Source organism: Pantoea sp. Tr-811 (assembly GCF_011752535.1).
Taxonomy (GTDB): Bacteria; Pseudomonadota; Gammaproteobacteria; order Pseudomonadales; family Pseudomonadaceae; genus Aquipseudomonas.
Genome location: NZ_VWXJ01000014.1, coordinates 125,277 through 151,967, shown reverse-complemented (window position 1 = coordinate 151,967; position 26,691 = coordinate 125,277). Strand labels below are relative to the sequence as shown.

Sequence of the window (26,691 nt, the reverse complement as noted above, 5' to 3'; positions counted from 1 at the left end):
ATGAGCCTGCGCGCCGCGCTGTCGATCCTTGCGCTTTCGCTGCTGGCCGGCTGTGTGTCGGGCGGCGCGGGCGACCCCCTGGCCAGCCGCCAGGGCAGGGCCGACGCGGCGCGGGCCTACACCCAGCTGGGCCTGGGTTATTTGCAACAAGGTTTGACCGAACAGGCCAAGGCGCCACTGGGCAAGGCCCTCGCGCTCAATGCCGCGGATGCCGACGCCCATGCGGCGCTGGCCCTGGTGTTCCAGGCACAAGGCGAGCCGGCGTTGGCCCAGGCGCACTTCGAAAAGGCCCTCGCAGCCCGCCCGGGTGATACGCGAATTCGCAACAACTACGGCAGTTTCCTATATGCTCAGCAACGTTTTGCCGAAGCCGAGCAGATGTTTGGTCTTGCCAGCACCGATACCCTGTATCCTGAACGTTCGCGGGTGTACGAGAACCTGGGCCTGACGGCCCGCAAGCTCGACAACCGCGACCAGGCCCAGGCGTACCTGACCAAGGCCCTGCAACTGAACCCGCGGCAACCCCGGGCGTTGCTGGAAATGGCTGAGTTGTCCTTTGAAAACAGGCATTATGTGCCGGCCCGGGAGTACCACGATCGTTTCAGCAAGTTGAGCGATCACAATGCCCGCAGCCTGCTGCTGGGCAGCCGTCTTGCCCGGGTGTTCGACGAGCAGGGCACCCTGGCCGATAGCGGCCAGCAATTACAACGACTTTATCCCGGTACGCCGGAATATCAGCAATACCTGTCGGAGCAACGATGAAAGCCGCGCATCCCGAAGTAGCAGCAGCGACTGGCCAGAACCCCGGCGAGCTGTTGCGCCAGGCCCGCGAGAAACGCGAGTGGTCGCAAGCCGAGGTGGCCCGCAAGCTCAACCTCACCGTAAGTTCGCTGAACCACGTGGAAACCGGCGCCTTCGACAAGCTGCCAGGGCATACCTTCGCCCGTGGCTATATCCGTGCCTATGCCAAGCTGATGGACATGGACCAGGCGCCACTGGTCGAGGCCTTCGACCAATACACCGGTACCCACGCCAAGGGCAGCGAAGTGCATTCGCTGGGCCGTATCGAAGAGCCGGTGCGCCTGTCGCACAACATCATGCGTGGCGTCACCCTGTTGCTGCTGGTGGCCGTGGTGGGCGGCAGCTTCATCTGGTGGCAGGACCAGGGCAGCCTCAAGGGCAAGGACCTGGCGAAGATGGCCCTGGAGCACGTGGAAGTCGAAAGTGCCGACGGCACCACCCAGATTCACCCGCTGGACGAGCCTGAAGACCAGGCCGTGACCGCGGGCCAACAGCCGGAAAGCGCACCGCTGCCGTTGGAGCAGGCGCAGGCGAGCGCCGCTGCCAGCAGCGAAACCGCGCCGGCTGCCACTGCCGCCGCGCCAACCCCGGCGCCGGCACAAGCCCCGGCAACCGCCCCCCAGGCCCATGCCGCAACCACCACCCCGGCGCCCGCCGCCCCGGTAGTACCTGCAGCGCCAGTGGCCAGCGTGCCAGCCGTTGCCGCCGCCGAGCCTGCCGCCCCCGTGGCCGTGCCGGCCGGCAGCGCCAAGGTTGCCATCCAATTCACCGCCGATTGCTGGACCCAGGTGTCCGACGGCAACGGCAAGGTGCTGTTCAGCGCCATCAAGCGCAAGGGCGACAGCCTGGAGCTGACTGGCAAGCCGCCGTTCGCGGTACGCCTGGGCTTTGCCCGGGGCGCCCAGGTCAGCTACAACGGCCAGGCCGTCGATATTGCCCCGTTCACCAGTGGCGAAACCGCTCGCCTGAAGTTGGGACAGTAAGTCATGCACGGCGAATCTCCGATCAAACGTCGCGAATCCCGCAAAATCTGGGTCGGCAATGTGCCGGTGGGTGGTGATGCCCCCATCGCGGTGCAGAGCATGACCAACACCGACACCAACGACGTGATGGCCACCGTGGCGCAAATCCAGCGCCTGGTCGACGCCGGCGTCGACATCGTGCGTGTTTCGGTGCCAGACATGGACGCCGCCGAGGCATTCGGCAAGATCAAGCAGCTGGTCAGCGTGCCGCTGGTTGCCGACATCCACTTCGACTACAAGATCGCCCTGCGCGTGGCTGAACTTGGCGTCGACTGCCTGCGTATCAACCCAGGCAACATCGGCCGTGAAGACCGCGTGCGCGCGGTGGTCGACGCCGCCCGCGACCGCGGCATCCCGATTCGCATCGGGGTCAACGCAGGCTCGCTGGAAAAAGACCTGCAGAAGAAATACGGCGAGCCAACCCCGGCCGCCCTGGTCGAGTCGGCCCTGCGCCATGTAGAGCACCTTGACCGCCTGAACTTTCAGGACTTCAAGGTCAGCGTCAAGGCCTCGGACGTGTTCATGGCCGTCGAAGCCTACCGCCTGCTGGCCAAGCAGATCATCCAGCCGCTGCACCTTGGCATCACCGAAGCCGGTGGCCTGCGCTCGGGAACGGTGAAATCCGCCGTCGGCCTCGGTATGCTGCTGGCCGAGGGCATTGGCGATACCATTCGTATTTCGCTGGCGGCCGACCCGGTCGAGGAAGTGAAGGTCGGCTACGACATTCTCAAGTCCTTGCACCTGCGTTCGCGTGGCATCAACTTCATCGCCTGCCCAAGCTGCTCGCGGCAGAACTTCGATGTGGTCAAGACCATGAACGAGCTGGAAGGGCGCCTGGAAGACCTGCTGGTGCCGCTGGACGTGGCGGTGATCGGTTGCGTGGTCAACGGCCCTGGCGAAGCCAAGGAAGCCCACGTGGGCCTGACCGGTGGCACGCCGAACCTGATCTACATCGACGGCAAGCCTGCGCAGAAACTGACCAATGACAACCTGGTCGATGAGCTGGAGAAGCTCATCCGCCAGAAAGCGGCCGAAAAGGTCGAGGCTGACGCGGCGCTGATCGCCCGCAGCTGACACACAGATTCGAAAGGACTTTTCGTGAGCAAATCGCTGCAAGCCATCCGTGGCATGAACGACATCCTGCCAGAGCAGTCACCGCTGTGGCGCTACTTCGAAGGCACCGTGGCCGGCCTGCTGGATACCTACGGGTACAGCCAGATCCGCACGCCGATCGTCGAGTTCACCGAGCTGTTCAAGCGCTCCATCGGCGAAGTCACCGACATCGTCGAAAAAGAGATGTACACCTTCGAGGACCGCAACGGCGATTCGCTGACCCTGCGCCCTGAAGGCACCGCCGCCTGCGTGCGCGCCGTGCTCGAACATGGCATCACCGGCAATGGCCAGGTGCAGAAACTGTGGTACATCGGCCAGATGTTCCGCCACGAGCGCCCACAGAAAGGCCGCTACCGCCAGTTCCACCAGATCGGTGTGGAAGTGTTCAACCTCGACGGCCCGGACATCGACGCCGAGCTGATCATGCTGACCTGGCGCCTGTGGGGCCTGCTGGGCATCCAGGACGCGGTCAAGCTGGAACTCAACAGCCTGGGCACCAGCGAAGCCCGTGCCCGCTACCGTGATGCGCTGGTCGAGTTCCTTTCGGCGCGCCTGGAACAGCTGGACGAAGACAGCCAGCGCCGCTTGAAGAGCAACCCGCTGCGCATTCTCGACAGCAAGGACCAGAACACCCAGGCGGTGCTGGTTGGCGCACCGAAGCTCGAAGAGTACCTGGACGAAGAATCCCGCGTGCACTTCGAGGGCCTGAAGGCCCGCCTGGAGGCTGCTGGCATTCCGTTCGTGATCAACACCAAGCTGGTGCGTGGCCTGGACTACTACAGCAAGACCGTGTTCGAGTGGGTCACCGACAAGCTCGGCGCCCAGGGCACCGTCTGCGCCGGTGGCCGCTACGATGGCCTGGTCGAGCAGATGGGCGGCAAGCCCACCACTGGCGTCGGCTTCGCCATGGGCATCGAGCGCCTGATCCTGCTGCTGGAAACCCTCGGCAAGGTGCCCGAGGCCATCAACCGCACCATCGATGTCTACCTGTGCGCCTTCGGCGAGCAGGCGGAGCTGGCCGGCCTGCGCCTTTCGGAAAGCCTGCGTGACCGCTTGCCGGGCCTGCGCCTGGCGGTCAATGCCGGTGGCGGCAGCTTCAAGAGCCAGTTCAAGAAGGCCGACAAGAGCGGCGCGCTGTTCGCCCTGATTCTCGGCGACGACGAGCTGGCCAAGCAGGAAATTGGCCTCAAGCCCCTGCGTGGCCAGGGCGAACAACAGAACATTGCCTGGGATGCTCTGGCTGAGCACCTGGAAACCGCGATCGCCCAGGCGTAACGCGGTTCAACAACGAATAGGCGAAAAGGAGTATTGGGGTGTCGAGTACCGATGATGATGAACTGGCAGGCGTAAAGGACTGGTGGAACCGCAACGGCAAGCCGTTGCTCACCGGTGCCCTGCTGGCCGGTGTGGTGGTGCTGGGCTGGAACACCTGGCACAAGTACCAGAGCAACCAGTCGCAAGGCGCCTCGCAGCTGTACCAGGCGTTGCTGGAAACCAGCCTGACGCCGAACGGCCAGCCTGACGCAACCAAGGTTGCGGAACTGGCCGGCAAGCTCAAGAGCGAGTTCGGCGGCACCGCCTATGCCCAATACGGCAGCCTGTTCGTGGCCAAGGTCGCGGTCGAGAGCGGCAAGCTCGACGACGCCGCTGCCGAGCTCAAGAGCGTGCTGGACAAGCCGGCCGACGTCACCCTGGGCGAGATCTCGCGCCAGCGCCTGGCGCGCGTGCTCGCTGCACAAGACAAGGCCGAAGATGCCCTGAAGCTGCTCGACGGTGACGCCGACAAAGCCTTCCTGGCCAGCCGTGAGGAATTGAAGGGCGACCTGCTGGTGCAACTGGGCCGCGCCGACGATGCCCACAGTGCCTACGAAAAAGCCAAGGCCGCGCTGTCTGACGAAGCAGCGGTCGGTGGCCTGCAACTGAAGCTGGATGACCTGGCCAAAGGGGATGCGTAAGTGATCGGTTGGAAACATGCAGCAGTGCTGACCCTGGCCGTATTGGCCGCAGGTTGCAGCAGCAACAGCAAGAAGGAACTGCCTCCGGCCGAGCTGACCAAGTTCACCGAGGAAGTGGTGCTGAAGAAGCAGTGGAGCCGTTCGATCGGTGACGGCCAGGGTGAAACCTACAACACCCTGGTGCCGGCCATCGAGAACGACCGCATCTACGCCTCCGACGTCAACGGCGAAGTCTTCGCCCTCGACCGCATCACCGGTGACGTGGTGTGGAAGAAGGACCTGGAGCTGCCGGTTTCCGGCGCTGTCGGCGTGGGCTACGGCCTGGTGATGCTCGGCACCCTCAAGGGTGAAGTGGTCGCCCTGGACTCCAGCACCGGTGAGGAGCGCTGGCGCTCGCGCGTGACCAGCGAAGTGCTGGCCCCGCCGGCCAACAACGGTGACGTTGTGGTGGTGCAAACCCAGGACGACCGCCTGATCGGCCTCGACGCCGCCACCGGCAACCGCCGCTGGATCTACGAAAACACCCCGGCCGTGCTGACCCTGCGTGGCACCGGCGCGCCAATCGCCACCAACCGCCTGGCCGTCGCCGGCCTGTCCACCGGCAAGGTGGTGGCGGTGGACATCAACAACGGCGTGCCCGTGTGGGAGAGCCGCGTGGCCATCCCGCAGGGCCGTTCCGAGCTGGACCGCGTGGTCGACATCGACGGCGGCCTGCTGCTGTCCGGTGGTACCCTGTACGTCAGCACCTACCAGGGCCGCGTCGCGGGCCTGGACCTGGAAAGCGGCCGCGTGCTGTGGCAGCGTGATGCCTCCAGCTACGTGGGTGTCGCCCAGGGCTTTGGCAACGTCTACGTCAGTGAAGCGTCGGGCAGTGTCGAAGGTGTCGACGAGCGCTCTTCCAGCGCCCTGTGGACCAACGACTCGATGGCCCGCCGCCAGCTGACCGCCCCCGAGGTGTTCTCCAGCTACGTGGCCGTGGGTGACTTCGAGGGTTACCTGCACCTGCTGAGCCAGGTCGATGGCCGCTTCGTCGGCCGTGAGCGTATCGACAGCGATGGCCTGCGCGCCCGCCCACTTGTGGTCGGCGACACCATCTACGTCTTTGGCAACAGCGGCAAGCTCGAGGCACTGACCATCCGCTGAAGCTATGCTTGAAGCCTTGGCGGGCTTCAGGCCGCGGCGTAGGAAACGCCGCCCGAACTCCGGCCGCTGCCTTGCAGCGGCCTTTGCATTTTCAAGAATTCAAGAGTGGAGAGCCGCATGGTTCCCGTAATCGCCCTGGTGGGACGGCCGAACGTCGGCAAATCCACCATGTTCAACCGCCTGACCAAAACCCGCGATGCCATCGTCGGTGACCTGTCGGGCCTGACCCGTGACCGCCAGTATGGTGATGCCAGCTGGCAGGGTCGTTCCTTCATCCTGATCGACACCGGCGGTATCACCGGTGACGAAGTGGGCATGGACGAGAAGATGGCCGAGCAGTCGCTGATGGCCATCGAGGAAGCCGACTACGTCCTGTTCCTGGTGGACGCCCGCGCCGGCATGACCGCCGCCGACCAGATGATTGCCGAGCACCTGCGCAAGCGCAACAAGGCAGCCATCCTGGTGGCCAACAAGATCGACAACATCGATGCCGATGTCGCCCGCGCCGAGTTCTCGCCGCTGGGCATGGGCAACGCCATTCCGGTGGCCGGCTCCCAGGGCCGTGGCATCAACGCGCTGATGGAGTCGGTACTCGGCCACATCCCGCGTGACGCGGTGGAAGAGGCGCTGGACGCCGAAGTCGCCGAAGGCGAGGAAGCGGTTCGCATCCCTGGCCCGAGCGAGAAGGATGGCATCAAGATCGCCATCATCGGCCGCCCGAACGTGGGCAAGTCGACCCTGGTCAACCGCATGCTCGGCGAAGAGCGCGTGGTGGTCTATGACCAGCCGGGCACCACCCGCGACAGTATCTACATCCCGTTCGAGCGTGATGGCGAGAAGTACACCTTCATCGACACCGCCGGCGTGCGTAAGCGCGGCAAAATCCACGAGGAAGTCGAGAAGTTCTCGGTGGTGAAGACCCTGCAGGCGATCAAGGACGCCAACGTGGTGATCTTTGTCATGGACGCCCGCGAAGGTGTGGTGGACCACGACCTCAACCTGCTGGGCTTCGCCCTGGACGCTGGCCGCGCCATTGTCATCGCCCTGAACAAGTGGGATGGCATGGAGTCGGGCGAACGTGACTACGTGAAGACCGAGCTGGAGCGCCGGCTGTTCTTCGTCGACTTCGCCGACATCCACTTCATTTCCGCCTTGCACGGCACCGGCGTGGGCCACCTGTACAAGTCGGTGCAGGCCGCGTTCAAGTCGGCGGTGACCCGCTGGCCAACCAGCCGCCTGACGCAGATCCTCGAAGACGCCGTGAGCGAGCACCAGCCGCCGCTGGTCAATGGTCGCCGCATCAAGCTGCGCTATGCCCACCTGGGCGGTGCCAACCCGCCGCTGATCGTGATTCACGGCAACCAGACCGACAAGATGCCGAGGTCTTACTCGCGTTACCTGGAGAACACCTACCGCCGTGTGCTGAAGCTGGTCGGTACGCCGATCCGCATCGAGTACAAGGGCGGTGAGAACCCGTTCGAGGGCAAGAAGAACACCCTCACCGATCGCCAGGTCAACAAGAAACGCCGCTTGATGTCGCACCACAAGAAGGCCGAGAAGAAGCGCCGTGACAAGCGCTAAACAACCTTCAAAAGCGGGCGCAATCCCTGTAGGAGCGAGCCTTGCTCGCGATGGGCTGCAACGCAGCCCCGGCAATATCGGCTGCGAAGCTGAGAACCTGGGGCCGCTGCGCGACCCATCGCGAGCAACGCTCGCTCCTACCCTGCCGAACAAGGCAGTTGCTCTTGCAATGGGCTGTTGATCCAGCGCAATCCCCCTATTGTTTCAACCTTTTTCCTGACTGCTCGATCCGCTATGCTCGGACTCTACCCCGTGCCGGATACACCCCAGGAAAGAGGGCTCCATGATCCGCAGCAAACTGCCGAATGTCGGCACGACCATCTTCACCACCATGTCCCAGCTCGCCGTGCAAACCGGCGCGCTCAACCTGTCCCAGGGTTTCCCCGACTTCAACGGCCCCCAGGCCCTGCTCGATGCAGTAGGCCGGCACGTGGCCGCCGGGCATAACCAGTATTCGCCAATGACCGGCCTGCCAGCCCTGCGCCAGCAAGTGGCGGCCAAGGTCGCGCGGCTGTATGGCGCGCAGGTGGATGCCGACCAGGAGGTGACCATCACCCCCGGTGCCACCGAGGCCATCTTCTGCGCCATCCAGGCAGTGATCCACGCCGGTGACGAAGTGATCGTCTTCGACCCGTGCTACGACAGTTACGAACCTTCCGTGGAACTGGCCGGCGGCCGCTGCGTGCATGTGCAGTTGAGCGACGGCGATTTCCGCATCGACTGGCAGAAGTTCAGCGATGCCCTGAGCCCGCGCACACGCATGGTGATCCTCAACTCGCCGCACAACCCAAGCGGTGCGCTGATCACCCGCGACGACCTCGACCAGCTCGCACGGTTGATTGCCGACCGGGATATCTACCTGGTCAGCGACGAGGTGTATGAGCACCTGGTGTACGACGGCGTGCGCCACGCCAGCGTGCTGGCCCACGAGCAGCTGTATTCGCGCGCCTTCGTGATCAGTTCGTTCGGCAAGACCTACCACGTCACCGGTTGGAAAACCGGCTACGTGATCGCACCGCCTGCCCTGAGCGCCGAACTGCGCAAGGTGCACCAGTACGTCAACTTCTGTGGTGTTACGCCCCTGCAATGTGCCCTGGCCGATTTCATGGCCGAGCATCCCGAGCACATTGATGAGTTGCCGGGCTTCTACCAGGCCAAGCGTGACCTGTTCTGCGACCTGCTCGAAGGGTCGCGCTTGCGCTTCACGCGCACCGCTGGCACCTACTTCCAGCTGGTGGACTATTCGCAGATTCGCCCGGACCTGAACGACGTCGACATGGCCCTGTGGCTCACCCGCGAGCACGGCGTGGCCAGCATTCCGGTGTCGGTGTTCTACCAGCAGCCCATTCCCGAGCAACGCCTGGTCCGCCTGTGCTTTGCCAAACGAGAGGAGACGCTGCGCCAGGCAGCGGAAAAACTATGCGCGATCTGAGTACCCTGCCCAACCTGCATGTCGCCCTGGTGCAGACCACCCTGGCCTGGCATGACCGCGAGGCCAACTACGCGCATTTCGAGGTGTTGCTGGACCAAGCCCGCGGGGCTGATTTGGTGATCCTGCCGGAAATGTTCACCACCGGGTTCTCGATGCAGTCGGAAAGCCTCTGCGAGCCTGAGAACGGCCCGACCTACAAGTGGCTCAAGGCCCAGGCCAAGCGTATCGATGCGGTGGTGACCGGCAGCGTAATTATCCAGGCCGCCGACGGCAGCCACCGCAACCGCCTGCTGTGGGCGCGGCCCGATGGCGAGATCCTGCACTACGACAAGCGCCACCTGTTCCGCATGGCCGGTGAGCACAAGCACTACACCCCGGGCGAGCGCCAGGTGCAGTTCGAGATCAAGGGTTGGCGGGTGCGGCCGTTGATCTGCTACGACCTGCGCTTCCCGGTGTGGAGCCGTGATGCCCAGGACACTGACCTGTTGCTGTACACCGCCAACTGGCCGGCAGCGCGCCGCCAGCACTGGAACCGGCTGCTGCCGGCGCGGGGCATCGAGAACCTGTGCTATGTGGCGGCAGTGAACCGGGTGGGGACGGACGGCAAGGGCTTTGCCTATTCCGGGGACAGCCAGGTGCTGGACTTCCAGGGCGAGAGCCTGCTCAGTGCAGGGGAGGCCGATGGAGTGTTCACGGCGGTATTGAGCGCGGCGGAACTGGCAGCGTACCGCGCCAAGTTCCCGGCCAACCTGGATGCCGATACCTTCGAGTTGCATTGAAAGCAGGGCCGGCCCATTCGTTGTAGGAGCGGGCTTGCCCCGCGAAAGGGCCGGCCCTGTTCAAATCAAACTCGAATCAATACACATCCCGCCGATACCGCCCATCCTCGATCAACTGCTGCACGGCGTCTTCCCCCAGCAAGCCATTGAGCGCCGCATCCACGCCAGCCGCCATGCCTTGCAGGCTGCCGCAGACATACACACAGGCCCCGTCGGCAACCCAGCGTTTGAATTCCTCGCCGTGCTGCAGCAACACATCCTGCACATACACCTTCTCGGCCTGATCCCGTGAGAAGGCCAGGTCCAGTCGTGCAAGATCACCACGCTCGACCCACGCCTGCAGCTCCTGGCTACACAGCAGGTCATGGGCTCGATTGCGCTCGCCAAACAGCAGCCAGTTGCGCTGCTCGCCGGCATTCACCCGCGCGCGAATCAGGCTGCGCAGGCCGGCCAGGCCCGTGCCGTTGCCGATCAGGATCATCGGCGCGGCGCTGTCTGGCAGGTGGAAGCTGCTGTTGCGGCGCAGGCGCAGGTTCAAAGTGCCGTTGAGCGGCAGGTACTCGGTGAGCCAGCCAGAGCCCAGGCCCAGGTGGCCATCGGCGTGGCGCTCCTGGCGCACGATCAGCTCCAGCACGCCATCGCTGGCGATCGAGGCGATCGAATATTCGCGGCTGCCGATCGGCACCAGGGCATCCACCAGCGCCTGGGGCTGCAGGCCGATCAGGTGATCGCGGCGAGTTGGCAACTGGCGGCCGGCCAGGGCCTGGCCGAGGGATTCGGCAAGGCCTTCGACCTGCACCTTGGCATTCACATCCAGCGCCATGCCTTTGAGGAAGGCGTCGATCCGTGGCTGGCCATTGAGCGGCAGGGCCTCCACCAGGTCCCCGGCCTCCCAGCTGGCAGGCGCGTGTGGGCACAGGCCGAGCAAGTACACCGGTTGGCCCTGGCTGCCAGGGTTCAACAGCTCGCGGCGCACGAGGGTCCAGTTGCCGTAGCTTGGCGGCTGCCAGGCCGCTACCGGCTGGGCGCCGGTCAGTTGCGCCAGTTCCTGCTGCCATTGTTGCAGGGCGGCCGGGTCGGCGTTGTCCACTTCCACCGGGCTGAACGCCGTGCTGGCGCCGCGCTCGCCAAGCCAGGCCTGCAGGCGCCGGGCGAAGCCGCAGAAGTGCGGGTACTGGCGGTCGCCCAGGGCGAGCAGGGCGTAGTCGAGGTGGTTCAGTGCCCACGGTTGGCCAAGCACCTTGCGTTCGAAACCACGGGCGCTGTCGGGGGCTTCGCCATCGCCGAAGGTGCTGACCACGAACAACGCACGGCGAGCCTGGCGCAGCTCGTGCTCACCCAGTTCGGCCAGGGCGCGGACCTGCACGGGCACGCCAGCGGCTTGCAACTGGCCGGCACTCTGCCAGGCCAGCTGCTCGGCCAGGCCGCTCTGGCTGGCGAAGCCGATCAGCCAGCTGTCGCCGGCGGCCTTGGCGCTGGCCACGTTGCCACGGGCAGCACGCACCTGGCGCTTCTTGCGGCGGCGGTCGAGGTACAGCAGCCAGCCGGTGACGAAGAACAGCGGCATGGTCAGGCTGGCGACGGTGACGATGATGCGCCCAGGCAGGCCGAAGTATTCGCCCACGTGCAGGGCGTACACGCTTTGCAGCAGCTGCGCCTTGAAGGACTTGTCGGTGTAGCGGTCATGGCTTTTCACCTGGCCGGTGGCCGGGTCCAGCACCAGGGTGTTGAAGGCGCGCGGGTGGGCTGCGTCTTCCTGCAGGTAGAACAGGTTGGCCGGCTGGCCGCCTGCCGGTGGCAGGCGCAGGTTGTAGGCAGCAAGGTTCGGGCCTGCGGCGTTCTTGAGGCTGGCCCAGATGGCGTCGTAGTCCACTACCAGCGCCGGGGCATTCTTGTCGGCCTGGGGCGGGCCGTGGCGGCCGCGGCCTTCACCGCGTTTCTGTTGCTGCCCGGCCGCAGGTTCGTCGGCCAGCAGTTTGTTCAGGCCGGCGCGGTACCACTCGTAGGACCAGAACAGCCCGGTAAGGGCGAACAGCAGGTAGAACAGCAGGCACCAGGTGCCGGCCACGGCGTGCAGGTCCCAGTTGAAGGCGCGGCCTTTCTTGGCCCAGTCGAGGGTCAGCCAGGTGCGCCAGTTCAGGGCCTTGCGCGGCCAGCGCAGGTACAGGCCAGAGAGGCAGAAGAACACCAGCATCAGGGTACAGGCGCCGGTGATCTGCCGCCCGGTGTCGCCGATGGCAAGGAAGCGGTGCAGGTTGAGCATCAGGTTGAAGAAGCCTTGCCCGCTGGCCTCGCCCTTGAGCGCGCCGGTGTACGGGTCGGCGTAGCGCAGCTCGCCACGGCGTTCACCGGGTGGTGGGGTGAAGAAGATGCGTGCGGCATTGCCTTCGCGTACATCCACCCACAGCATCGACACCTTCTCGCCTTGCTCGGCTTCTACCCGGCGTACCAGTTCGGCAGGGGGCAGCACGCCTTCGGCGCGCACCTCGACCTTGAGCACGTCGGCGTTGAATGCACGCAGCAGCTCTTCCTGGAACGAGTACAGGGCGCCGGTAATGCCCATCAAGGCCAGCACCAGGCCAGCGGTGATGCCAAAGAACCAGTGCAGTTGGAACAGCGTCTTCTTCACCACATCTCTCACCTTGTAAACCGCCGCGTCCTGCGCGACCTGCATTATGCCTTGATACGCAAACGCCCCGCTCACGGGAATGAACGGGGCGGGGGGTGATTTCTTTTAGGGGTTGCCTGTGCCGGCCTCTTCGCGGGGCAAGCCCGCTCCTACAAAGGGAACCCATTGTAGGAGCGGGCTTGTCCCGCGAAGAGGCCCGGGCAGGCTAGCCCAGGCCCATCATCAGAAGTGCACGCTGGTGGTCAACAGTGCAGTCCGCCCGGCCGCCTGGTTGGCGAAGTGGGTGGAGAAGGCCTTGTCGTAGTACACCTCGTTGGTCAGGTTCTGCACGTTCAGCTGCAGGTCGACGTTCTTGGTCAGCTTGTAGGCGGCCATGGCGTCGTAGCGTACGTAGCTGTCGACCATGGTGGTGTTGGCCACGCTGCCGTACACGTCATCCACGTAGAACGCACCGCCACCGACCGTCAGCTTCGGCGTGATCGAATAGGTGGTCCACAGGCTTGCGCTGTTGTTCGGCGTGTTCGGCAGCTGGTTGCCGTCGTTGGCCTTGCCCAGCGGGCCGCCGTCGATCTGGCGAGCCTGCATGTAGGTGTAGCCGGCGAACACCTGCCACTTGTCGGTGATCTTGCCGCTGGCCGACAACTCGATGCCCTGTACGCGGGTTTCGCCGATGTTTTCGTAGGTGTTGGTGTTCACCTGGACGCGGGCGTTTTCCTTCTCGGTGCGGAACAGCGCGGCTGCCAGCGACAGGCGCTCGTTCAGCAGGTTCCACTTGGTGCCGATTTCATAGTTGGTGGTTTCTTCCGGCTCCATGTCGCTGCCCAGCAGGTTGCCGTTACGGTCTGGCGTGCCGCCCAGTGGGTTGCCTTCCATACCTTCGCCGAGCAGGGCGCCTGGCGGCGTTGCGGAGGTGGCATAGGACACGTAGATGCTGCCGTTCTCGGCCGGTTTCCACACCAGGCCCAGCTGGCCGGTGACGAACTCGCTGACGTCCTTGCCTTTGGCAGTGGTGGTGCCGGCGGCGTTGAAGGTCTTGTAGTCGGTGTCGAAGTGGTCGTAGCGCAGGCCCATGTTCAACAGCCAGTCAGGCGTCAGCTCCAGGGTGTCGAACACGTAGATCGCCCGGGTCTTGCTGTTGGTGGTGGTGCCGGCGTAGTTGCGCGAGATCGCGCCGTTCCAAGGATCGTCCGGGTTCGGGTTGCCCAGCGAGGTGCAGTTGTAGCCGCTGCTGGCGCCGATCATGCCCGGGGTGCAGTTGGTGCTGGAGCTGGCTGGCGAGCCTGGGGTGGTGTCGGTGTTGACGTTGTACGAGGAACGGTCGCTCTCTTCACGGCTCAGTTCGATACCGGTGGAGAAGCTGTTCTTCAGGCCGCCCACGTAGAACTCGCCGAACAGGTCGGTTTGGTTGGTGGTGGTGGCGGTGTTGCCGACACGGCTGTTGGCACGGCGCCAGACGCTGCCGTTGTTGACGTTGCCCTTGCTGTCGTCGGGCTGGGTCAGGATGTAGTCCTGCATGCTGTTGCCGTGGCGCAGGGTGTTCTTGATGGTCAGCGAGTCGGTCAGGTCGTGCTCGAAGGCGAACGTGGCGATGTCGACGCGGGTCTTGCGGAAATCGCGCCCGGTCAGGCCATAGAAGTTGTCGCTGTCGCCGCCGTCGTTCGGCTTGCTCGGGTGCGCCGAGGTGCGCGCGCCGCTGCCTGCGGTTGGAATGCTGTAAGGAATGCCCGAATCCGGCAGGTCGTCGCTTTCCAGGTGGTAGTAGTCAAGGTTCACGCGGGTGGCGGTGCCCAGGCCGAAGGCCAGGGACGGGGCGATGCCCCAGCGGTCGTAGTTGACCTTGTCGCGGCCGGCAACGTTGCTTTCGTGGGTCATCAGGTTCAGGCGGCCGGCAACGGTGTCGCTGAACTGGTAGTTGCCATCGAAGGTGTAGCGCTGGGTCTGGTCGCTGCCCCAGGTCCAGGCGCCGTCCAGCGAGTTGCCCAGGTGTGCGCGCTTGCTCACCAGGTTGATGGTGCCGCCGGCAGCGCCACGGCCGCCGATGGCCGAGTTCGGGCCCTTGGCCACTTCTACCGATTCAATGGCGAAGATTTCGCGGGTTTGCGCGCCAGTGTCGCGCACGCCGTCCAGGTAGGTATCACCCTGGGCGTCGAAGCCACGGATGAACGGGCGGTCGCCTTGCGGGTTGCCGCCTTCGCCGGCGCCGAAGGTGATGCCGGGTACGGTACGCAGGGCGTCCTGCAGGGTCAGGGCGTTGGTGTCCTTGATCACTTGCTGCGGGATGACGGTCACCGAGCGCGGGGTGTCCACCAACGGTGCGGTGTACTTCTGCGAAGCGGCTTTATCGACCTTGTAGTCGGTGCTGGCCTGCTCAGCCTTGCCATTGACGCTGGTGGCGTCGAGGGTGATGGCGCTGGTGGCGGCCGGTTCGGCGGCGTAAACGGTCGAAGCGCTGAGGGCGACGCCGATGGCGGTCACGATCAGGCGTGGCGAGCTGACTGCAGATGGTACGTATTGACGCATTGTTGTAGACCTTCCCCAAGGTGTGAAGGCCGCGGATGTTAATGTAAGGGATTGTAAGGCACAATTGAGACTCGTTACCATTCGCTAGAAATTTACAATCTTTACAAATTCTCTTTACGTTTTACCGACGCTGAATCGTCTAAGGCACGCCAAGGGCTTGTGCCGCGTAAAAGGGAATCAATATCATTGACGTCTTTACAGATCTTAACGGTGGGCCGCCATGCTGCTTCATATCCCAGGGTTGTTCGACGCCGCTGAACTGGCCCGTATTCGCGAGGCCCTGGAGCAGACCGACTGGGCCGATGGCAAGGTTACCGCCGGGTACCAGTCGGCCAAGGCCAAGCACAACCTGCAACTGCCCGAAGGCCACCCGCTGGGCAAGGAGATCGGCAGCGCGCTGATCGACCGCCTGTGGCAGACCCCGCGTTTCATGTCCGCGGCGTTGCCACACAAGGTGTTCCCGCCGTTGATCAACTGCTACCGCGAAGGCGGCAACTTCGGTTTCCACATCGACAACGCCCTGCGCCAGCCCAAGGGCAGCCCGGAGCGGGTGCGCACCGACCTGTCCTCCACGCTGTTTCTCAGCGACCCGGACAGCTACGACGGAGGTGAGCTGGTGATCCAGGACACCTATGGCGAACAACAGGTGAAGCTGGCCGCCGGTGACCTGGTGCTGTACCCCGGCACTAGCCTGCACAAGGTCAACCCGGTGACCCGTGGCGTGCGCTATGCCGCGTTCTTCTGGACCCAAAGCCTGGTGCGCGAGGACAGCCAGCGGGCGCTGTTGTTCGAGATGGACAACGCCATCCAGCAACTCACCGCCGACGTGCCGGACCACCCGTCCCTGCTGCAACTGACCGGCACCTACCACAACCTGCTGCGCCGCTGGGCCGAGGTCTGAACCGTGTCCTATCAGTTGCGACGTGAAGAAGTGGTGGATGTGGCGGGCCTGCAAGCGATGCTCGAAGAAAGCCCCGGCAAGGCCGCCCAGGCGATTCTGGCAGCGGCGGGGCAGGGCGTGGTCGAGGCGCAGCTGCTGCTCGGGCAGATCCTGCTCGATGGCCGTGGCATCGAGCAGGATGCCGGCGTCGCCCGGCGTTGGTTCGGCATCGCCGCCCAGGGCGGCAGCGCCATGGCGCACAACATGCTCGGGCGCTGCCTGGAGCATGGCTGGGGCGGCGAGCAGAATCCGTCGCAAGCGGCCATCCATTATGCCCAGGCAGCTGACGCAGGCCTGGACTGGGGCCTTTACAACCTGGGCAACCTGCTGGCCACCGGGCGTGGCTTGCCGGCCAACCAGGCCCAGGCGCTGACTTGCTACGAGAAGGCCGCGCAAATGGGCCACGCCAAGTCGATGAACTTGTACGGGCGCTACTTGGAGCACGGCATCGCCACCGCCGCCAGCCCGGTGCGGGCGGTGCGCTGGTATCGCCGCTCGGCCGAGGCGGGGGATTTTCGCGGGATGTTCAGCCTGGCCATGGTGCTGGCCGAGCGCGGCGAGATGGCCGAGGCCGGCGCTTGGCTGGAGCGGGCGCGGGTCGAAGGGAACCTGAACTTCCTGCGCAGCGCCCTGGTGACCTTGCAGGGCGCCGGGCCGCTGCTGATGAGCTTTGCCGCGCGTTATGCCGAGGAGGTTGAGCGGCGGGGTGTTTGAGCCTGTGCACCCGTGGCATTGCGGGCAGTTTTCCGGGTTACCTGTTGCGCAGTTGGCAGTGAGGATGGTCGCTCATCCATAGCGCGAAGAGACAGGCGCTTGTGCCCCTGTAGCGCTTCGCTCGCCACTGCAATGCAACGGGAGTTACGTCGTGAATGAATCCAAGTTGAAACAGTCTTTCACTGCCAGCCTCAAAATTTTGGGGCAACCGAGTAGTAGCGATTACTGGAGTGGGCTTTCGGCCGACTCAAGGTTGATGGTGATCGAAGATGATTATGCCTCGGGCGGTTTGGATATGGCGGGGGCGGGGTGGCTGGTAAAGGAGTTCGACGCTGATTTTTCCAAAGCGTCTGATGTCACGTTGCGCTTCGAGCTGCTTGATGAAGCTACCCAGCAGTTCAGAATCAGCTGCCAGAGCCCGAAGTCCTATGCGGGCAAGCGGCTGGACACCAGCAGGAATGGCTACCTGGGTTTTTACGGTAATACAGGCGACCATGTTGCCTGGGCCTTGAAGATCATCAGTGGGCAGCCAGGCGAGGGCATGGTGATTCAGATCGCCGACCACAAGGGCAACGATGTGAAGCATGTCGACAAAGGGTATGTGGGTACCCGTGGCTCGAATCCTGCGTTCAGCTTCGAGGTGAAGGATTATCGCGTGCTTTGAGCCTGCGCCGATAAAAGAACGGGGCCTTGCGGCCCCGTTCTTGCGTTACAGGTAGTAAGCCTTCAGCGGCGGGAAGCCGTTGAATTCCACGGCGCTGTAGCTGGTGGTGTAGGCGCCGGTCGACAGCCAGTACAGGCGGTCACCGATGGCCAGGTTCAGCGGCAGGCCGTACTTGTAGTTCTCGTACATGATGTCGGCGCTGTCGCAGGTAGGGCCGGCGATGACCACTTCTTCAGCTTCGCCTTTCTTCTCGGTCCAGATCGGGAACTTGATGGCTTCGTCCATGGTTTCGATCAGGCCGGAGAACTTGCCCACGTCGGTGTAGATCCAGCGCTCGACGGCGGTACGCGACTTGCGTGCTACCAGCACCACTTCACTGACCAGGATACCGGCGTTGGCGATCAGCGAACGGCCTGGCTCCAGGATGATTTCCGGCAGGTCGTCACCGAAGTCTTCCTTGAGGAAGCGGATGATTTCTTCGGCGTAGGTTTCCAGGCTGTTGGTCCGGGTGATGTAGTTGGCCGGGAAGCCGCCACCCATGTTGATCAGCTTGAGCTCGATGCCGTCTTCTTCCTTCAGGCGCTCGAAGATCACCTTGACCTTGGCGATGGCCGCGTCCCACACGCTGATGTCGCGCTGCTGGGAGCCTACGTGGAAGGAAATGCCGTAGGGCACCAGGCCCAGGTCACGGGCCAGGATCAGCAGGTCCATGGCCATGTCGGTCTGGCAGCCGAACTTGCGCGACAGCGGCCAGTCGGCGGTGGTCGAGCCTTCGGTGAGGATACGCACGTACACCTTCGAACCCGGCGCGGCCTTGGCGATGTTGCGCAGGTCGGCCTCGGAGTCGGTGGCGAACAGGCGCACACCCTTCTCGAAGAAGTAGCGGATGTCCTTGGACTTCTTGATGGTGTTGCCGTAGCTGATGCGGTCGGCGCTGACACCGCGGCTCAGCACCTTGTCCAGCTCGTAGATCGAGGCGATGTCGAAGCTCGAACCTTTCTCTTTGAGCAGGTCGATGATTTCGACGGCCGGGTTGGCCTTGACCGCGTAGTAAACCTTGGCGAATTCGAACCCGGCGCGCAGGTCGTCATAGGCCTGGCTGATCATCTGGGTGTCGATGAGTACGAACGGGGTTTCCTGCTTGTCGGCGAACGCCTTCATTTTCTGGAAGGTGTCACGCGCGAAATAGTCTTCGACCTGGATCGACATGCTCAGGGACTCCATTGGCAAACTGAAAGATTAAGTGGCTGCAAACTGAACGTCCTCCGTATCCCCACTTTGGTTCGCCTACTCAGTACTTGAGCCGGATGGATCGTTTCCAGCATGGACGTTCGGCGCGCACTTTAGGGCGTGAAGAATGCAGAATCAACAGGCAATCCGGGCGTGATCGCCGTGGATCGACGCCCTGCCATTTGAATAACCGACTCGCGTGACCGCCTGATGTTCCCCACGGTGTTTCAAGCGTAAAAAATTGTGGAATGGACCACCTTGGCCCCCTCGCGGGTAAACCCGTTCCTACAGGGTTTTCGCATTCCTTGTAGGAGCGGGCTTGCCCGCGAAAGGGCCTGTGGTGTTCATATTTATGGCCACATGTTCCTGGCACTGCCGTGCATGAAAAAGACGATAAATTTTTTGTTACCGTCGGGCAGAATTGCCGTTATGGATGAGAAACATTACTATTCGCACCCTTTCCCGCCTCCCTGACGACCCAGACCGTGTCCGGACACAAAGGCTTCCTCGACCATTACCATGAGCTGATCGGCACCTGGACGCGCAAGTTGCGCAGTCGCCAGCAGGTCGAGGACCTCACTCACGATGCCTTCGTCCGGGTGCTGGAAAACCCGCGCGAGCAGGTCGAGCAGCCGCGTGCCTACCTGCACCAGACCGCGCGCAACATCGCCGTCGACGGCTTTCGCCGCGAGGACCGGCGCCAGGCCCTGGAGCAGGAAGCCTTCGCCCAGGGCGCGCTGGCAAGCGATGACCCCGAAGCCTACGTGCATGCCCTGGAACTGGCCGATAGCGTCGAGCGTGCCCTGGCCGAGTTGCCACTCAATTGTCGGCGGGTGTTCATCTGGCAGAAGCTCGAAGGCCTGACCCAGGCGGAAATCGCCGAGCGCATGGGCTTGAGCAAGAACATGGTGGAAAAGTATATGATTCGCACGCTCCGGCATCTGCGCGAGCACCTGGATGTGTCGGCACGATGAGTCAGGAGAGCTTTTCCATGAAACCGCACGGCAGCGACACCGCCCGTGAACAGGCGGCGGCCTGGTTCGTCCGCCTGCAGGACGCCCCCCACGACGCGGCGCTGCAACAACAGCTGCGCGCCTGGCTGGCCGCCGACCCGGCGCACCGCGCCGAATACGATGCGCTGGCCACGCTGTGGAGCGCCGCCAGCCTGATTCCGCGCCAGCGCCTGGAGGCCTTGTGCGAGCCTGACCCGGTGGCGCAACTGCCGCGCCGGCGCCTGCTGCGCCAGGCCCTGGCGGCCAGTGTGGCGGTGCTGGCGCTGGGGCTGGGCTGGAGTGGCTGGCACTACCAGCAGCTCAACCATCACGCCAACCTTCAAACGGCCTTGGGCGAACGCCGCCAGGTGGAACTGCCCGACGGCTCGCACCTGGAGCTCAACGGCGCCACGCAGTTGCAGGTGGCGTTCAGCGCCGGGCGCCGGCAGGTTCGGCTCGATGCTGGCGAAGCCATGTTCATCGTTGCCCACGACAGCAGCCGGCCATTCGTGGTCGACACCGCCCAGGGCAGCGTGACCGTGACCGGCACCCGCTTCGATGTGCGCCTGGACCCGGCCGCCACCCGGGTGGTGGTGGAGCAAGGTTCGGTCAGGGTGCAGGGCAGTGCTACTTCGGTGGCGCAATTGGGCGCAGGGCAGGGCTCGGCCATCGATGCCCACGGCACGGTGAGTGCGCCTTATTCCGTCAACGCCGGTGCCCTGACGGCCTGGCGCCAGGGCAAACTGGTGTTCGACAACGCCAGCTTGGCCGAGGTGGTGGCTGAGGTTTCCCGCTACCGTGCCGAGCCGCTGCGGGTCGCCCCGGGCAAGGTGGCCCAGCTGCGCCTATCCAGCACCTTCAGCACCGACGACACCGACGCGCTGCTGCGCGCCCTGCCGAGCATCCTGCCGGTGGCGATCAAGGCCCATGCCGATGGCTCGCGCGAAATAATCGCGAAATAGATTCAGGTTTTTTTCCGCTCGTTCGTCTTCCCCGCCAGCTGCAACTGCCAAGCATTTCCATTCGCATGCGGTTGGCGTTTATTCCTTCTTGTGGATGTTTCGACGACGTGAACAACAACAAACCTTTTCCACGCCTGAGCGCCTTGGCGCTGGCCCTGGCCGTCAGCACCGTGGCCGTCAACAGCCATGCCGAGCAAGCCGGCGGCACCCTGCAGATCCAGGCCCAGCCGCTGGCTTCGGCGCTGAACCAACTGGGCCAGCAAACCAACCTCCAGCTGTTCTTCAGCCCTGAACTGGTGGCGGGCAAGCAGGCACCGGCGGTGTCGGGCAGCCTGGCCCCGGTACAAGCGCTGCAGCAGTTGCTGCAAGGCAGTGGCCTGACCTTTGAAATGTCCCAGGACACCGTGGTGATCAAGCCCTTGCCTGCGCTCGACCTTGGCAGCGCCAGCCTGGAGCTGGCGCCCACCGACATCAAGGTGGTCGGTGACTGGCTGGGCGATGCCGACCAGGCCGTGGTGCAGAACCACCCCGGTGCGCGCACCGTGGTGCGCCGCGAGGCCATGGTCGAGCAAGGGGCGATGAACGTGCGCGATGTGCTGCGCGGCATCCCCGGTGTGCAGGTGCAGGACTCCAACGGCACCGGCGGCAGCGACCTGTCGCTGAACGTTGGCGTGCGCGGCCTGACCTCGCGCCTGTCGCCACGCTCCACGGTGCTGATCGACGGCATTCCGGCGGCATTCGCCCCCTATGGCCAGCCGCAGTTGTCGATGGCGCCGATTTCCTCGGGCAACCTCGACAGCATCGATGTGGTACGCGGCGCCGGTTCCGTGCGCTATGGCCCGCAGAACGTCGGCGGGGTGATCAACTTCGTGACCCGGGCCATTCCGGAAAAGGCCTCGGCTGAGCTGGGCACCACCCTGGAAACCTCCCGCCATGGCGGCTGGAAACACACCGAGTCGGCGTTCGTTGGCGGCACGGCCGACAACGGCATGGGCGTGGCCTTGCTGTACACCGGGGTGAACGGCAACGGCTACCGCCAGAGCAACAACGGCAACGACATCGACGACGTCATCCTCAAGACCCACTGGGCGCCCACCGACGTCGACGAGTTCTGGCTCAACTTTCATTATTACGATGGCCGCGCCGACATGCCCGGCGGCCTGACCCAGGCCCAGTACGACCGCAACCCGTACCAGTCGCTGCGCGACTACGACTACTTCGCCGGGCGGCGCAAGGATGTGTCGTTCAAGTGGCAGCGCCAGCTCGACGAGGCCACCCAGTTCGAGGTGCTGACCTACTACACCGACAGTTTTCGCGGCAGCGCCATCGCCGCGCGCGACATGAAGACGTTGTCGTCGTACCCGCGCAACTACCACACCTTCGCCATCGAGCCGCGGGTGTCGCGGATCTTCTTCGCCGGCCCCACCACCCAGGAAGTCAGCGTTGGCTACCGCTACCTCAAGGAAGCCATGCGCGAGCAGTCTTCGCGCCTGGCGCTGATCGACAACGTGCCGACCGTAACGCCAACCTCCGACGGCCATGTGTTCCAGGACCGCAGCGGCGGCACCGAGGCCAGCGCCTACTACATCGATGACAAGATCGACGTCGGCAACTGGACCATCACCCCCGGCATCCGTTTCGAGCACATCAACACCGACTGGCGCGACCGCCCGGTGCTGGGCACCAACGGCAAGCCGGTGCCGGAGAAGAACCGCAGCATCACCAGCAACGAGCCGCTGCCGGCGCTGAGCGTGATGTACCACCTCTCCGATGCCTGGAAAGTGTTCGCCAACTACGAGACGTCGTTCGGCAGCCTGCAGTACTTCCAGCTGGGCCAGGGCGGCGCGGGCGACAGCACGGCCAATGGCCTGGAGCCGGAGAAGGCCAAGACCTATGAGGTGGGTACGCGCTACGACAACGGCGCCTTCGCCGGTGAGCTGACGGCGTTCTACATCGACTTCGATGACGAGCTGCAGTACATCAGTAACGATGTGGGCTGGACCAACCTGGGGGCGACCAAGCACCAGGGCATCGAGGCCTCGGTGCGCTACGACCTGGCCGCGCTGGACCCGCGCCTGGAAGGGCTGTCGGTGTCGGGGGGCTACACCTTTACCCGCGCCACCTATGAGGGCGACATCCCCGGCTTCAAGGGCCGCGACCTGCCGTTCTATTCACGCCAGGTGGCCACGGCCGGCGTGCGTTACGCGGTGAACCATTGGACCTGGAACCTCGATGCCTATGCCCAGAGCAAGCAGCGTGCGCCGGGCACCGGGATCAATGCCGATGGCAGCTTCAGCGGCGACTACATCACTGAGCCGAGTGCCGATGGGCAGTATGGCGATATTCCGGGTTACGTGACCTGGCATGCCCGTGGTGGGTATGACTTCGGGCCGCAGCTGTCCAACCTGAAGTTGGCGGCGGGGGTGAAGAACCTGTTCGACAAGCAGTACTTTACCCGCTCCAGCGACAACAATGCCGGGCTGTATGTGGGTGAACCGCGTACCTTCTATGTGCAGGCCAGTGTAGGGTTCTGAGCCAAGCCGGGGCCGCTGTGCGGCCCTTCGCGACCTCCGGTCGCTCCTACCGGGCCAATGTAGGAGCGACCAAAGGTCGCGATTGGGGCGCAAAGCGCCCCCAGCAATTCAGGAAGCCACCACCTCAGCCGGGGAAACGATGCTGGTCTTGGCCCCGCGCGAACGCCCCGAGCTCAGGTAAGCGGCAATCGACTCCTGGGTCACCTCGCCGAGGAACACCTGTTCGGCATCGAGCACCGGCAACCACGCGCGGTTGAACTCGTACATCCGCGACAGCAGGATGCGCAAATGCTCGTCATGCGATGCCGTGGCATTGAACGGGCGCAGGAACTCCCCGCACGTGCCTTGCTGGCGGTGCATGTCACGCCGGCGCACATAGCCCAGCGCCTTGTTCTGTTCGTCGGTCACCACCACGTAGCGGCGGTCATGCTCGTCGAGCAGTTCCAGCGCATCGCTCACCGGCGTTTGCGGGCTCACCGACGGCGCGTTGTCTGCCGCGTCCTCGGCGCGCACCAGCAGCAGGCGTTTCAAGGTGCTGTCCTGGCCAACGAAGTTGCTCACGAAATCATCCACCGGGTGCGCCAGCAAGGTGTCCGGGTGGTCCAGCTGCAGCAACTTGCCAGCGCGGAAGATGGCGATCTTGTCGCCCAGCTTGATCGCCTCGTCGATGTCGTGGCTGACCATGATCACGGTCTTGTTCAGCGCCCGCTGCATTTCGAAGAACTCGTTCTGGATCATCTCGCGGTTGATCGGGTCGACCGCACCGAACGGCTCGTCCATCAACAGCACCGGCGCCTCGGCCGCCAGGGCGCGAATCACCCCGATACGCTGCTGCTGGCCACCGGACAGCTCGCGCGGGTAGCGCTGCAGGTACTGCTTGGGTTCGAGCTTGATCATGTGCATCAGCTCGCGGGCGCGTTCGTGGCATTTTTGCTTGTCCCAGCCGAGCAGGCGTGGGACCACGGTGATGTTCTCCTCGATGGTCATGTTGGGGAACAGGCCGATCTGCTGGATCACGTAGCCGATCTGCCGGCGCAGGGTCACTTCGTCCAGGGCGCTGGTGTCCTCGCCATTGATGAACACCTGGCCGGAGGTTGGCGTGATCAGGCGGTTGATCATCTTCAGCGTGGTGCTCTTGCCACAGCCCGAGGGGCCGAGGAACACGCAGATTTCGCCTTCGTTGACGGTCAGGCTGACCGAGTCGACGGCCTTCACGGCCTTGCCGTTGACGTCGAAGGTTTTGCTGAGGTGCTTGAGTTCGATCATGAGCGCAGTCCTTCTGGAGTCAGGGCACGTTGCAGGGTTTGCAGGAGCAGGTCGGCGATGATTGCCAGCAGGCTGACCAATACCGCGCCGACCAGCAGCATCGACATGTCGCTGCGGCTGATGGAGGTGAGAATGAGCACGCCAAGGCCGCCGGCGCCGATGGTGGCGGCGATGGTCATCACGCCGATGTTCATCACCACGGCGGTGCGCACGCCGGCGAGGATCACTGGCACTGCAATCGGCAGCTCGACCATGCGCAGGCGCTGGCCGAAGGTCATGCCGATACCGCGCGCCGCTTCACGGATGCCGGGCTCGACGTTGGTCAGGGCCAGGTAGGTGTTGCGCAGGATCGGCAGCAATGAATAGAGGAACACCGCGGTGATCGCCGGCAGCGGCCCCAGGCCCTGGCCGAACTTGGAGTAGAACGGCAGCAGCAGGCCGAACAGGGCGATCGACGGAATGGTCAGCAGCACCGTGGCACTGGCCTGCAGCGGGCCGGCGACGGCCGGGAAGCGGGTCATCAGGATGCCCAGCGGCACGCCAACGACGATCGCCAGGCCCACGGCAACGCCGACCAGCATGATGTGCTGCCAGGTCAGCTGCAGCACCTGGGCCCAGTCGAGGTGGGCGAACGTGTCGAGCAGGCTCATGGCTGTACCTCGGCGGTCAGGGGGTGGTCACGCAGGAAGGCCGCGGCCACTGCGCTCGGGTTCTGGTGTTCGACGTCGACCTTGGCGTTGAGCTGGCGCATGGTTTCGTCATCGAGCTGTTCGGCCAGTGGCTTGAGCAGGCCGACCAGTTGCGGGTTGGCGTCGAGCACTGGCTTGCGCACGACTGGGGCGGCGGTGTAGTCGGGGAAGTAGTGCTTGTCGTCTTCGAGCAGCTTGAGGTTGAACGCATTCAGGCGCCCATCGGTGGTGTACACCAGGCCCGCGAACACCTGGTTGTTGTGCATGGCGGTGTAGACCAGCCCGGCGTCCATCTGGCGGATGTTGGCGCGGCCCACTTGCAGGCCATACATCTGCTTCAGGCCCACCAGGCCATCCGGGCGGTTGGCGAACTCGGTGTCCAGCGCCACCAGGTGCTTGCGCTGGCTTTCGTCACGCAGCACCTGGTTCAGGTCGCTGATGGTGTTGATCTGTGGATAAGCCTCGGCCACCTGCTTGGGCAGGCCCAGGGCGTAGGTGTTGCTGAACTTCGACGGGGTCAGCCAGATCAGGTCCTTTTTGGCATCCAGTTCCTTGACCCTGGCATAGGTGGCCGCAGCGTCGGGCATGCGCTCGTCGATATGGTTGTACGACACCAGCGACACGCCGGTGTACTCCCACATCAGGTCGAGCTGGCCGGTTTCCTGGGCCTGGCGTGCAATGCTGCTGCCAAGGCCGCTGGTAACGCGCACCTCGAAGCCATTGGCACGCAGGTATTGCGCGGTAATTTCGGCGAGCACGGTCTGTTCGGTGAACACCCGCGCGCCGATGCGAATCAGCGGTTTTTGCGCCGCCTGGGCAAACCCTGCGAACAGCAGGGCCGCGCCCAGCAGCAAGGCGATTGTCTTTTTCATGGGTTCCCTCTCGTTATCCCGCCAGGCCACGTTCCAGCCAGCGCTTGCTGGCGAAACTCACCGCCGCATCCAGCGCCAGCGCCAGCAGGGCGGTGCAGGCGGCGCCGAGCAGCAGCTGCGGTTGGTTGTTCAGGGCGATGCCGGGGAAGATCAGGCTGCCCAGGCTGTTGGCGCCGATCAGGAAGGCCAGCGGTGCGGTGCCGACGTTCAGCGCCAGGGCCACGCGCACACCGCCAACGATGATCGGCACGGCGTTGGGCAGCTCCACCTGCCAGAGTTGCTGGCGCGGGGTCATGCCGATGCCGGTGGCGGCTTCCTTGAGCGAGGCGGGGACATTTTTCAGGCCCTCGTAGGTGTTGCGCACGATGGGCAGGAGGGAGGCGAGGAACAGCGCGAAGATCGCGGGCCCGGCGCCGATGCCCAGGATACTCAGGGCGATGGCCAGAACGGCCAGGGGGGGAATGGTGTTGCCAACGTTGAAGAACTGCATGAAGCGCTCGGCTTTGTCGACCCGGTGCGGTCGACTCAAGGCAATGCCAGCGGGGATGCCCACGGCCAACGCCGCCGCCATCGAAGCCAGCACCAGTACCAGGTGCGCTTGCAGGTAGAACCCAAGATCGTCGCGATACCGCGCGATCGTGTCGATGCCGATCCAGTGGACCAGCAGGGCCAGGATGACGAGCACGGTGGCGCATCCCAACAGCCCCTTTCCGTAGCGTTTAGCCACAGGCGGACTCCTTGTGTTGTCGGCGAGCACACTTCTTGGTAGCCGGCCAATCCTGGCGGCAGGTGGTGTGTTCGCGAGTAGCAGCGTGAAGCAACCGAAGGCTGCGATCAGGCCATGAGCCGAACC

General features: G+C 64.3%; 22 protein-coding genes. 15 read left to right on the top strand and 7 right to left on the bottom strand.

Annotation, left to right across the window (positions count from 1 at the left end; genetic code table 11):
• From pilW to F3J44_RS20695, 9 genes are all read left to right on the top strand, one after another.
• Positions 1 to 762 carry a type IV pilus biogenesis/stability protein PilW gene (gene pilW / locus F3J44_RS20735; protein ID WP_167275512.1) on the top strand — a complete coding sequence of 254 codons (762 nt, stop codon included), beginning with the start codon at positions 1 to 3 and terminating at the stop codon, positions 760 to 762.
• Positions 759 to 1,784 (top strand): RodZ domain-containing protein, encoded by a 1,026-nt coding sequence (locus tag F3J44_RS20730; RefSeq protein WP_167275509.1) that lies wholly within the window; start codon positions 759 to 761, stop codon positions 1,782 to 1,784. The genes pilW and F3J44_RS20730 overlap by 4 nt, the downstream gene beginning before the upstream one ends.
• 3 nt (positions 1,785 to 1,787) lie before the next feature.
• Positions 1,788 to 2,897 carry a flavodoxin-dependent (E)-4-hydroxy-3-methylbut-2-enyl-diphosphate synthase gene (ispG, locus tag F3J44_RS20725; protein WP_167060686.1) on the top strand — a complete coding sequence of 370 codons (1,110 nt, stop codon included), beginning with the start codon at positions 1,788 to 1,790 and terminating at the stop codon, positions 2,895 to 2,897.
• A 24-nt stretch (positions 2,898 to 2,921) separates the two neighbouring features.
• Positions 2,922 to 4,211, top strand: a complete 1,290-nt coding sequence (gene hisS, locus F3J44_RS20720; RefSeq protein WP_167060683.1) for a histidine--tRNA ligase — start codon at positions 2,922 to 2,924, stop codon at positions 4,209 to 4,211.
• A gap of 38 nt (positions 4,212 to 4,249) precedes the next feature.
• Positions 4,250 to 4,891 carry a tetratricopeptide repeat protein gene (locus tag F3J44_RS20715; RefSeq protein WP_167060680.1) on the top strand — a complete coding sequence of 214 codons (642 nt, stop codon included), beginning with the start codon at positions 4,250 to 4,252 and terminating at the stop codon, positions 4,889 to 4,891.
• Positions 4,892 to 6,034 carry an outer membrane protein assembly factor BamB gene (bamB, locus tag F3J44_RS20710; RefSeq protein ID WP_167060677.1) on the top strand — a complete coding sequence of 381 codons (1,143 nt, stop codon included), beginning with the start codon at positions 4,892 to 4,894 and terminating at the stop codon, positions 6,032 to 6,034.
• A gap of 117 nt (positions 6,035 to 6,151) precedes the next feature.
• Positions 6,152 to 7,615 (top strand): ribosome biogenesis GTPase Der, encoded by a 1,464-nt coding sequence (der, locus tag F3J44_RS20705; RefSeq protein ID WP_167060674.1) that lies wholly within the window; start codon positions 6,152 to 6,154, stop codon positions 7,613 to 7,615.
• Positions 7,616 to 7,898: 283 nt separating this feature from the next.
• Positions 7,899 to 9,047: a pyridoxal phosphate-dependent aminotransferase gene (locus F3J44_RS20700; RefSeq protein ID WP_167275507.1), complete on the top strand. Its 1,149-nt coding sequence runs from the start codon at positions 7,899 to 7,901 to the stop codon at positions 9,045 to 9,047.
• A 5-nt stretch (positions 9,048 to 9,052) separates the two neighbouring features.
• Entirely contained in the window at positions 9,053 to 9,826 is a 774-nt protein-coding gene (locus tag F3J44_RS20695; RefSeq protein ID WP_205300030.1) for an amidohydrolase, read from the top strand.
• Between the two features lie 76 nt (positions 9,827 to 9,902).
• Here the strand turns inward: F3J44_RS20695 and F3J44_RS20690 are convergent, their stop codons facing one another.
• Together F3J44_RS20690 and F3J44_RS20685 are read right to left on the bottom strand one after the other, a co-directional pair.
• Positions 9,903 to 12,455, bottom strand: a complete 2,553-nt coding sequence (locus F3J44_RS20690) for a sulfite reductase flavoprotein subunit alpha (RefSeq protein WP_205300020.1) — start codon at positions 12,453 to 12,455, stop codon at positions 9,903 to 9,905.
• A gap of 222 nt (positions 12,456 to 12,677) precedes the next feature.
• Positions 12,678 to 14,975 carry a TonB-dependent siderophore receptor gene (locus tag F3J44_RS20685; RefSeq protein ID WP_167060662.1) on the bottom strand — a complete coding sequence of 766 codons (2,298 nt, stop codon included), beginning with the start codon at positions 14,973 to 14,975 and terminating at the stop codon, positions 12,678 to 12,680.
• A 220-nt stretch (positions 14,976 to 15,195) separates the two neighbouring features.
• Between F3J44_RS20685 and F3J44_RS20680 the strand changes: the two genes are divergently transcribed.
• The 3 genes from F3J44_RS20680 (at position 15,196) to F3J44_RS20670 (ending at position 17,293) form a co-directional block, all read left to right on the top strand.
• On the top strand, positions 15,196 to 15,876 hold the full coding sequence (locus F3J44_RS20680) for a Fe2+-dependent dioxygenase (RefSeq protein ID WP_167060659.1): 681 nt from the start codon (positions 15,196 to 15,198) through the stop codon (positions 15,874 to 15,876).
• A gap of 3 nt (positions 15,877 to 15,879) precedes the next feature.
• A complete protein-coding gene (locus F3J44_RS20675; RefSeq protein ID WP_167275500.1) occupies positions 15,880 to 16,629 on the top strand; it encodes a tetratricopeptide repeat protein in 750 nt (249 codons plus the stop codon).
• A 151-nt stretch (positions 16,630 to 16,780) separates the two neighbouring features.
• Complete coding sequence (locus F3J44_RS20670; RefSeq protein ID WP_167275498.1) at positions 16,781 to 17,293, top strand: hypothetical protein; 513 nt, start codon at positions 16,781 to 16,783, stop codon at positions 17,291 to 17,293.
• Positions 17,294 to 17,338: 45 nt separating this feature from the next.
• Here the strand turns inward: F3J44_RS20670 and F3J44_RS20665 are convergent, their stop codons facing one another.
• Positions 17,339 to 18,502, bottom strand: a complete 1,164-nt coding sequence (locus tag F3J44_RS20665) for a type III PLP-dependent enzyme (RefSeq protein ID WP_167060650.1) — start codon at positions 18,500 to 18,502, stop codon at positions 17,339 to 17,341.
• Positions 18,503 to 19,008: 506 nt separating this feature from the next.
• Here F3J44_RS20665 and F3J44_RS20660 point away from each other — a divergent pair.
• From F3J44_RS20660 to F3J44_RS20650, 3 genes are all read left to right on the top strand, one after another.
• Positions 19,009 to 19,497, top strand: coding sequence for a sigma-70 family RNA polymerase sigma factor (locus F3J44_RS20660; protein WP_167275495.1), 489 nt, complete (start codon positions 19,009 to 19,011; stop codon positions 19,495 to 19,497).
• 17 nt (positions 19,498 to 19,514) lie between these two features.
• Complete coding sequence (locus tag F3J44_RS20655; protein ID WP_167275493.1) at positions 19,515 to 20,477, top strand: FecR family protein; 963 nt, start codon at positions 19,515 to 19,517, stop codon at positions 20,475 to 20,477.
• Positions 20,478 to 20,584: 107 nt separating this feature from the next.
• Entirely contained in the window at positions 20,585 to 23,011 is a 2,427-nt protein-coding gene (locus F3J44_RS20650; RefSeq protein ID WP_167275491.1) for a TonB-dependent siderophore receptor, read from the top strand.
• A gap of 108 nt (positions 23,012 to 23,119) precedes the next feature.
• Here F3J44_RS20650 and F3J44_RS20645 read toward each other — a convergent pair whose 3' ends face one another.
• The 4 genes from F3J44_RS20645 to F3J44_RS20630 are packed head-to-tail and all read right to left on the bottom strand — an operon-like array spanning position 23,120 to position 26,565.
• Entirely contained in the window at positions 23,120 to 24,277 is a 1,158-nt protein-coding gene (locus F3J44_RS20645) for a betaine/proline/choline family ABC transporter ATP-binding protein (RefSeq protein WP_167060638.1), read from the bottom strand.
• Complete coding sequence (locus tag F3J44_RS20640; RefSeq protein ID WP_167060635.1) at positions 24,274 to 24,927, bottom strand: ABC transporter permease; 654 nt, start codon at positions 24,925 to 24,927, stop codon at positions 24,274 to 24,276. Before F3J44_RS20640 ends, F3J44_RS20645 begins: the two co-directional genes overlap by 4 nt.
• Complete coding sequence (locus F3J44_RS20635) at positions 24,924 to 25,838, bottom strand: glycine betaine ABC transporter substrate-binding protein (protein ID WP_167275489.1); 915 nt, start codon at positions 25,836 to 25,838, stop codon at positions 24,924 to 24,926. Before F3J44_RS20635 ends, F3J44_RS20640 begins: the two co-directional genes overlap by 4 nt.
• Before the next feature lie 13 nt (positions 25,839 to 25,851).
• The gene (locus tag F3J44_RS20630) at positions 25,852 to 26,565 is read right to left on the bottom strand and encodes an ABC transporter permease (protein WP_167060629.1); all 714 of its coding nucleotides are present in this window, start codon (positions 26,563 to 26,565) and stop codon (positions 25,852 to 25,854) included.
• Between the last annotated feature and the right edge of the window lie 126 nt (positions 26,566 to 26,691).

What these genes read in the sequence shown, in the direction of transcription:
- pilW (WP_167275512.1), top strand. Translation starts at nt 1, where the DNA reads ATGAGCCTGCGCGCCGCGCTGTCGATCCTTGCGCTTTCGCTGCTGGCC.
- F3J44_RS20730 (WP_167275509.1), top strand. Translation starts at nt 759, where the DNA reads ATGAAAGCCGCGCATCCCGAAGTAGCAGCAGCGACTGGCCAGAACCCC.
- ispG (WP_167060686.1), top strand. Translation starts at nt 1,788, where the DNA reads ATGCACGGCGAATCTCCGATCAAACGTCGCGAATCCCGCAAAATCTGG.
- der (WP_167060674.1), top strand. Translation starts at nt 6,152, where the DNA reads ATGGTTCCCGTAATCGCCCTGGTGGGACGGCCGAACGTCGGCAAATCC.
- F3J44_RS20700 (WP_167275507.1), top strand. Translation starts at nt 7,899, where the DNA reads ATGATCCGCAGCAAACTGCCGAATGTCGGCACGACCATCTTCACCACC.
- F3J44_RS20685 (WP_167060662.1), bottom strand. Translation starts at nt 14,975, where the DNA reads ATGCGTCAATACGTACCATCTGCAGTCAGCTCGCCACGCCTGATCGTG.
- F3J44_RS20680 (WP_167060659.1), top strand. Translation starts at nt 15,196, where the DNA reads ATGCTGCTTCATATCCCAGGGTTGTTCGACGCCGCTGAACTGGCCCGT.
- F3J44_RS20665 (WP_167060650.1), bottom strand. Translation starts at nt 18,502, where the DNA reads ATGTCGATCCAGGTCGAAGACTATTTCGCGCGTGACACCTTCCAGAAA.
- F3J44_RS20655 (WP_167275493.1), top strand. Translation starts at nt 19,515, where the DNA reads ATGAAACCGCACGGCAGCGACACCGCCCGTGAACAGGCGGCGGCCTGG.
- F3J44_RS20645 (WP_167060638.1), bottom strand. Translation starts at nt 24,277, where the DNA reads ATGATCGAACTCAAGCACCTCAGCAAAACCTTCGACGTCAACGGCAAG.
- F3J44_RS20640 (WP_167060635.1), bottom strand. Translation starts at nt 24,927, where the DNA reads ATGAGCCTGCTCGACACGTTCGCCCACCTCGACTGGGCCCAGGTGCTG.
- F3J44_RS20635 (WP_167275489.1), bottom strand. Translation starts at nt 25,838, where the DNA reads ATGAAAAAGACAATCGCCTTGCTGCTGGGCGCGGCCCTGCTGTTCGCA.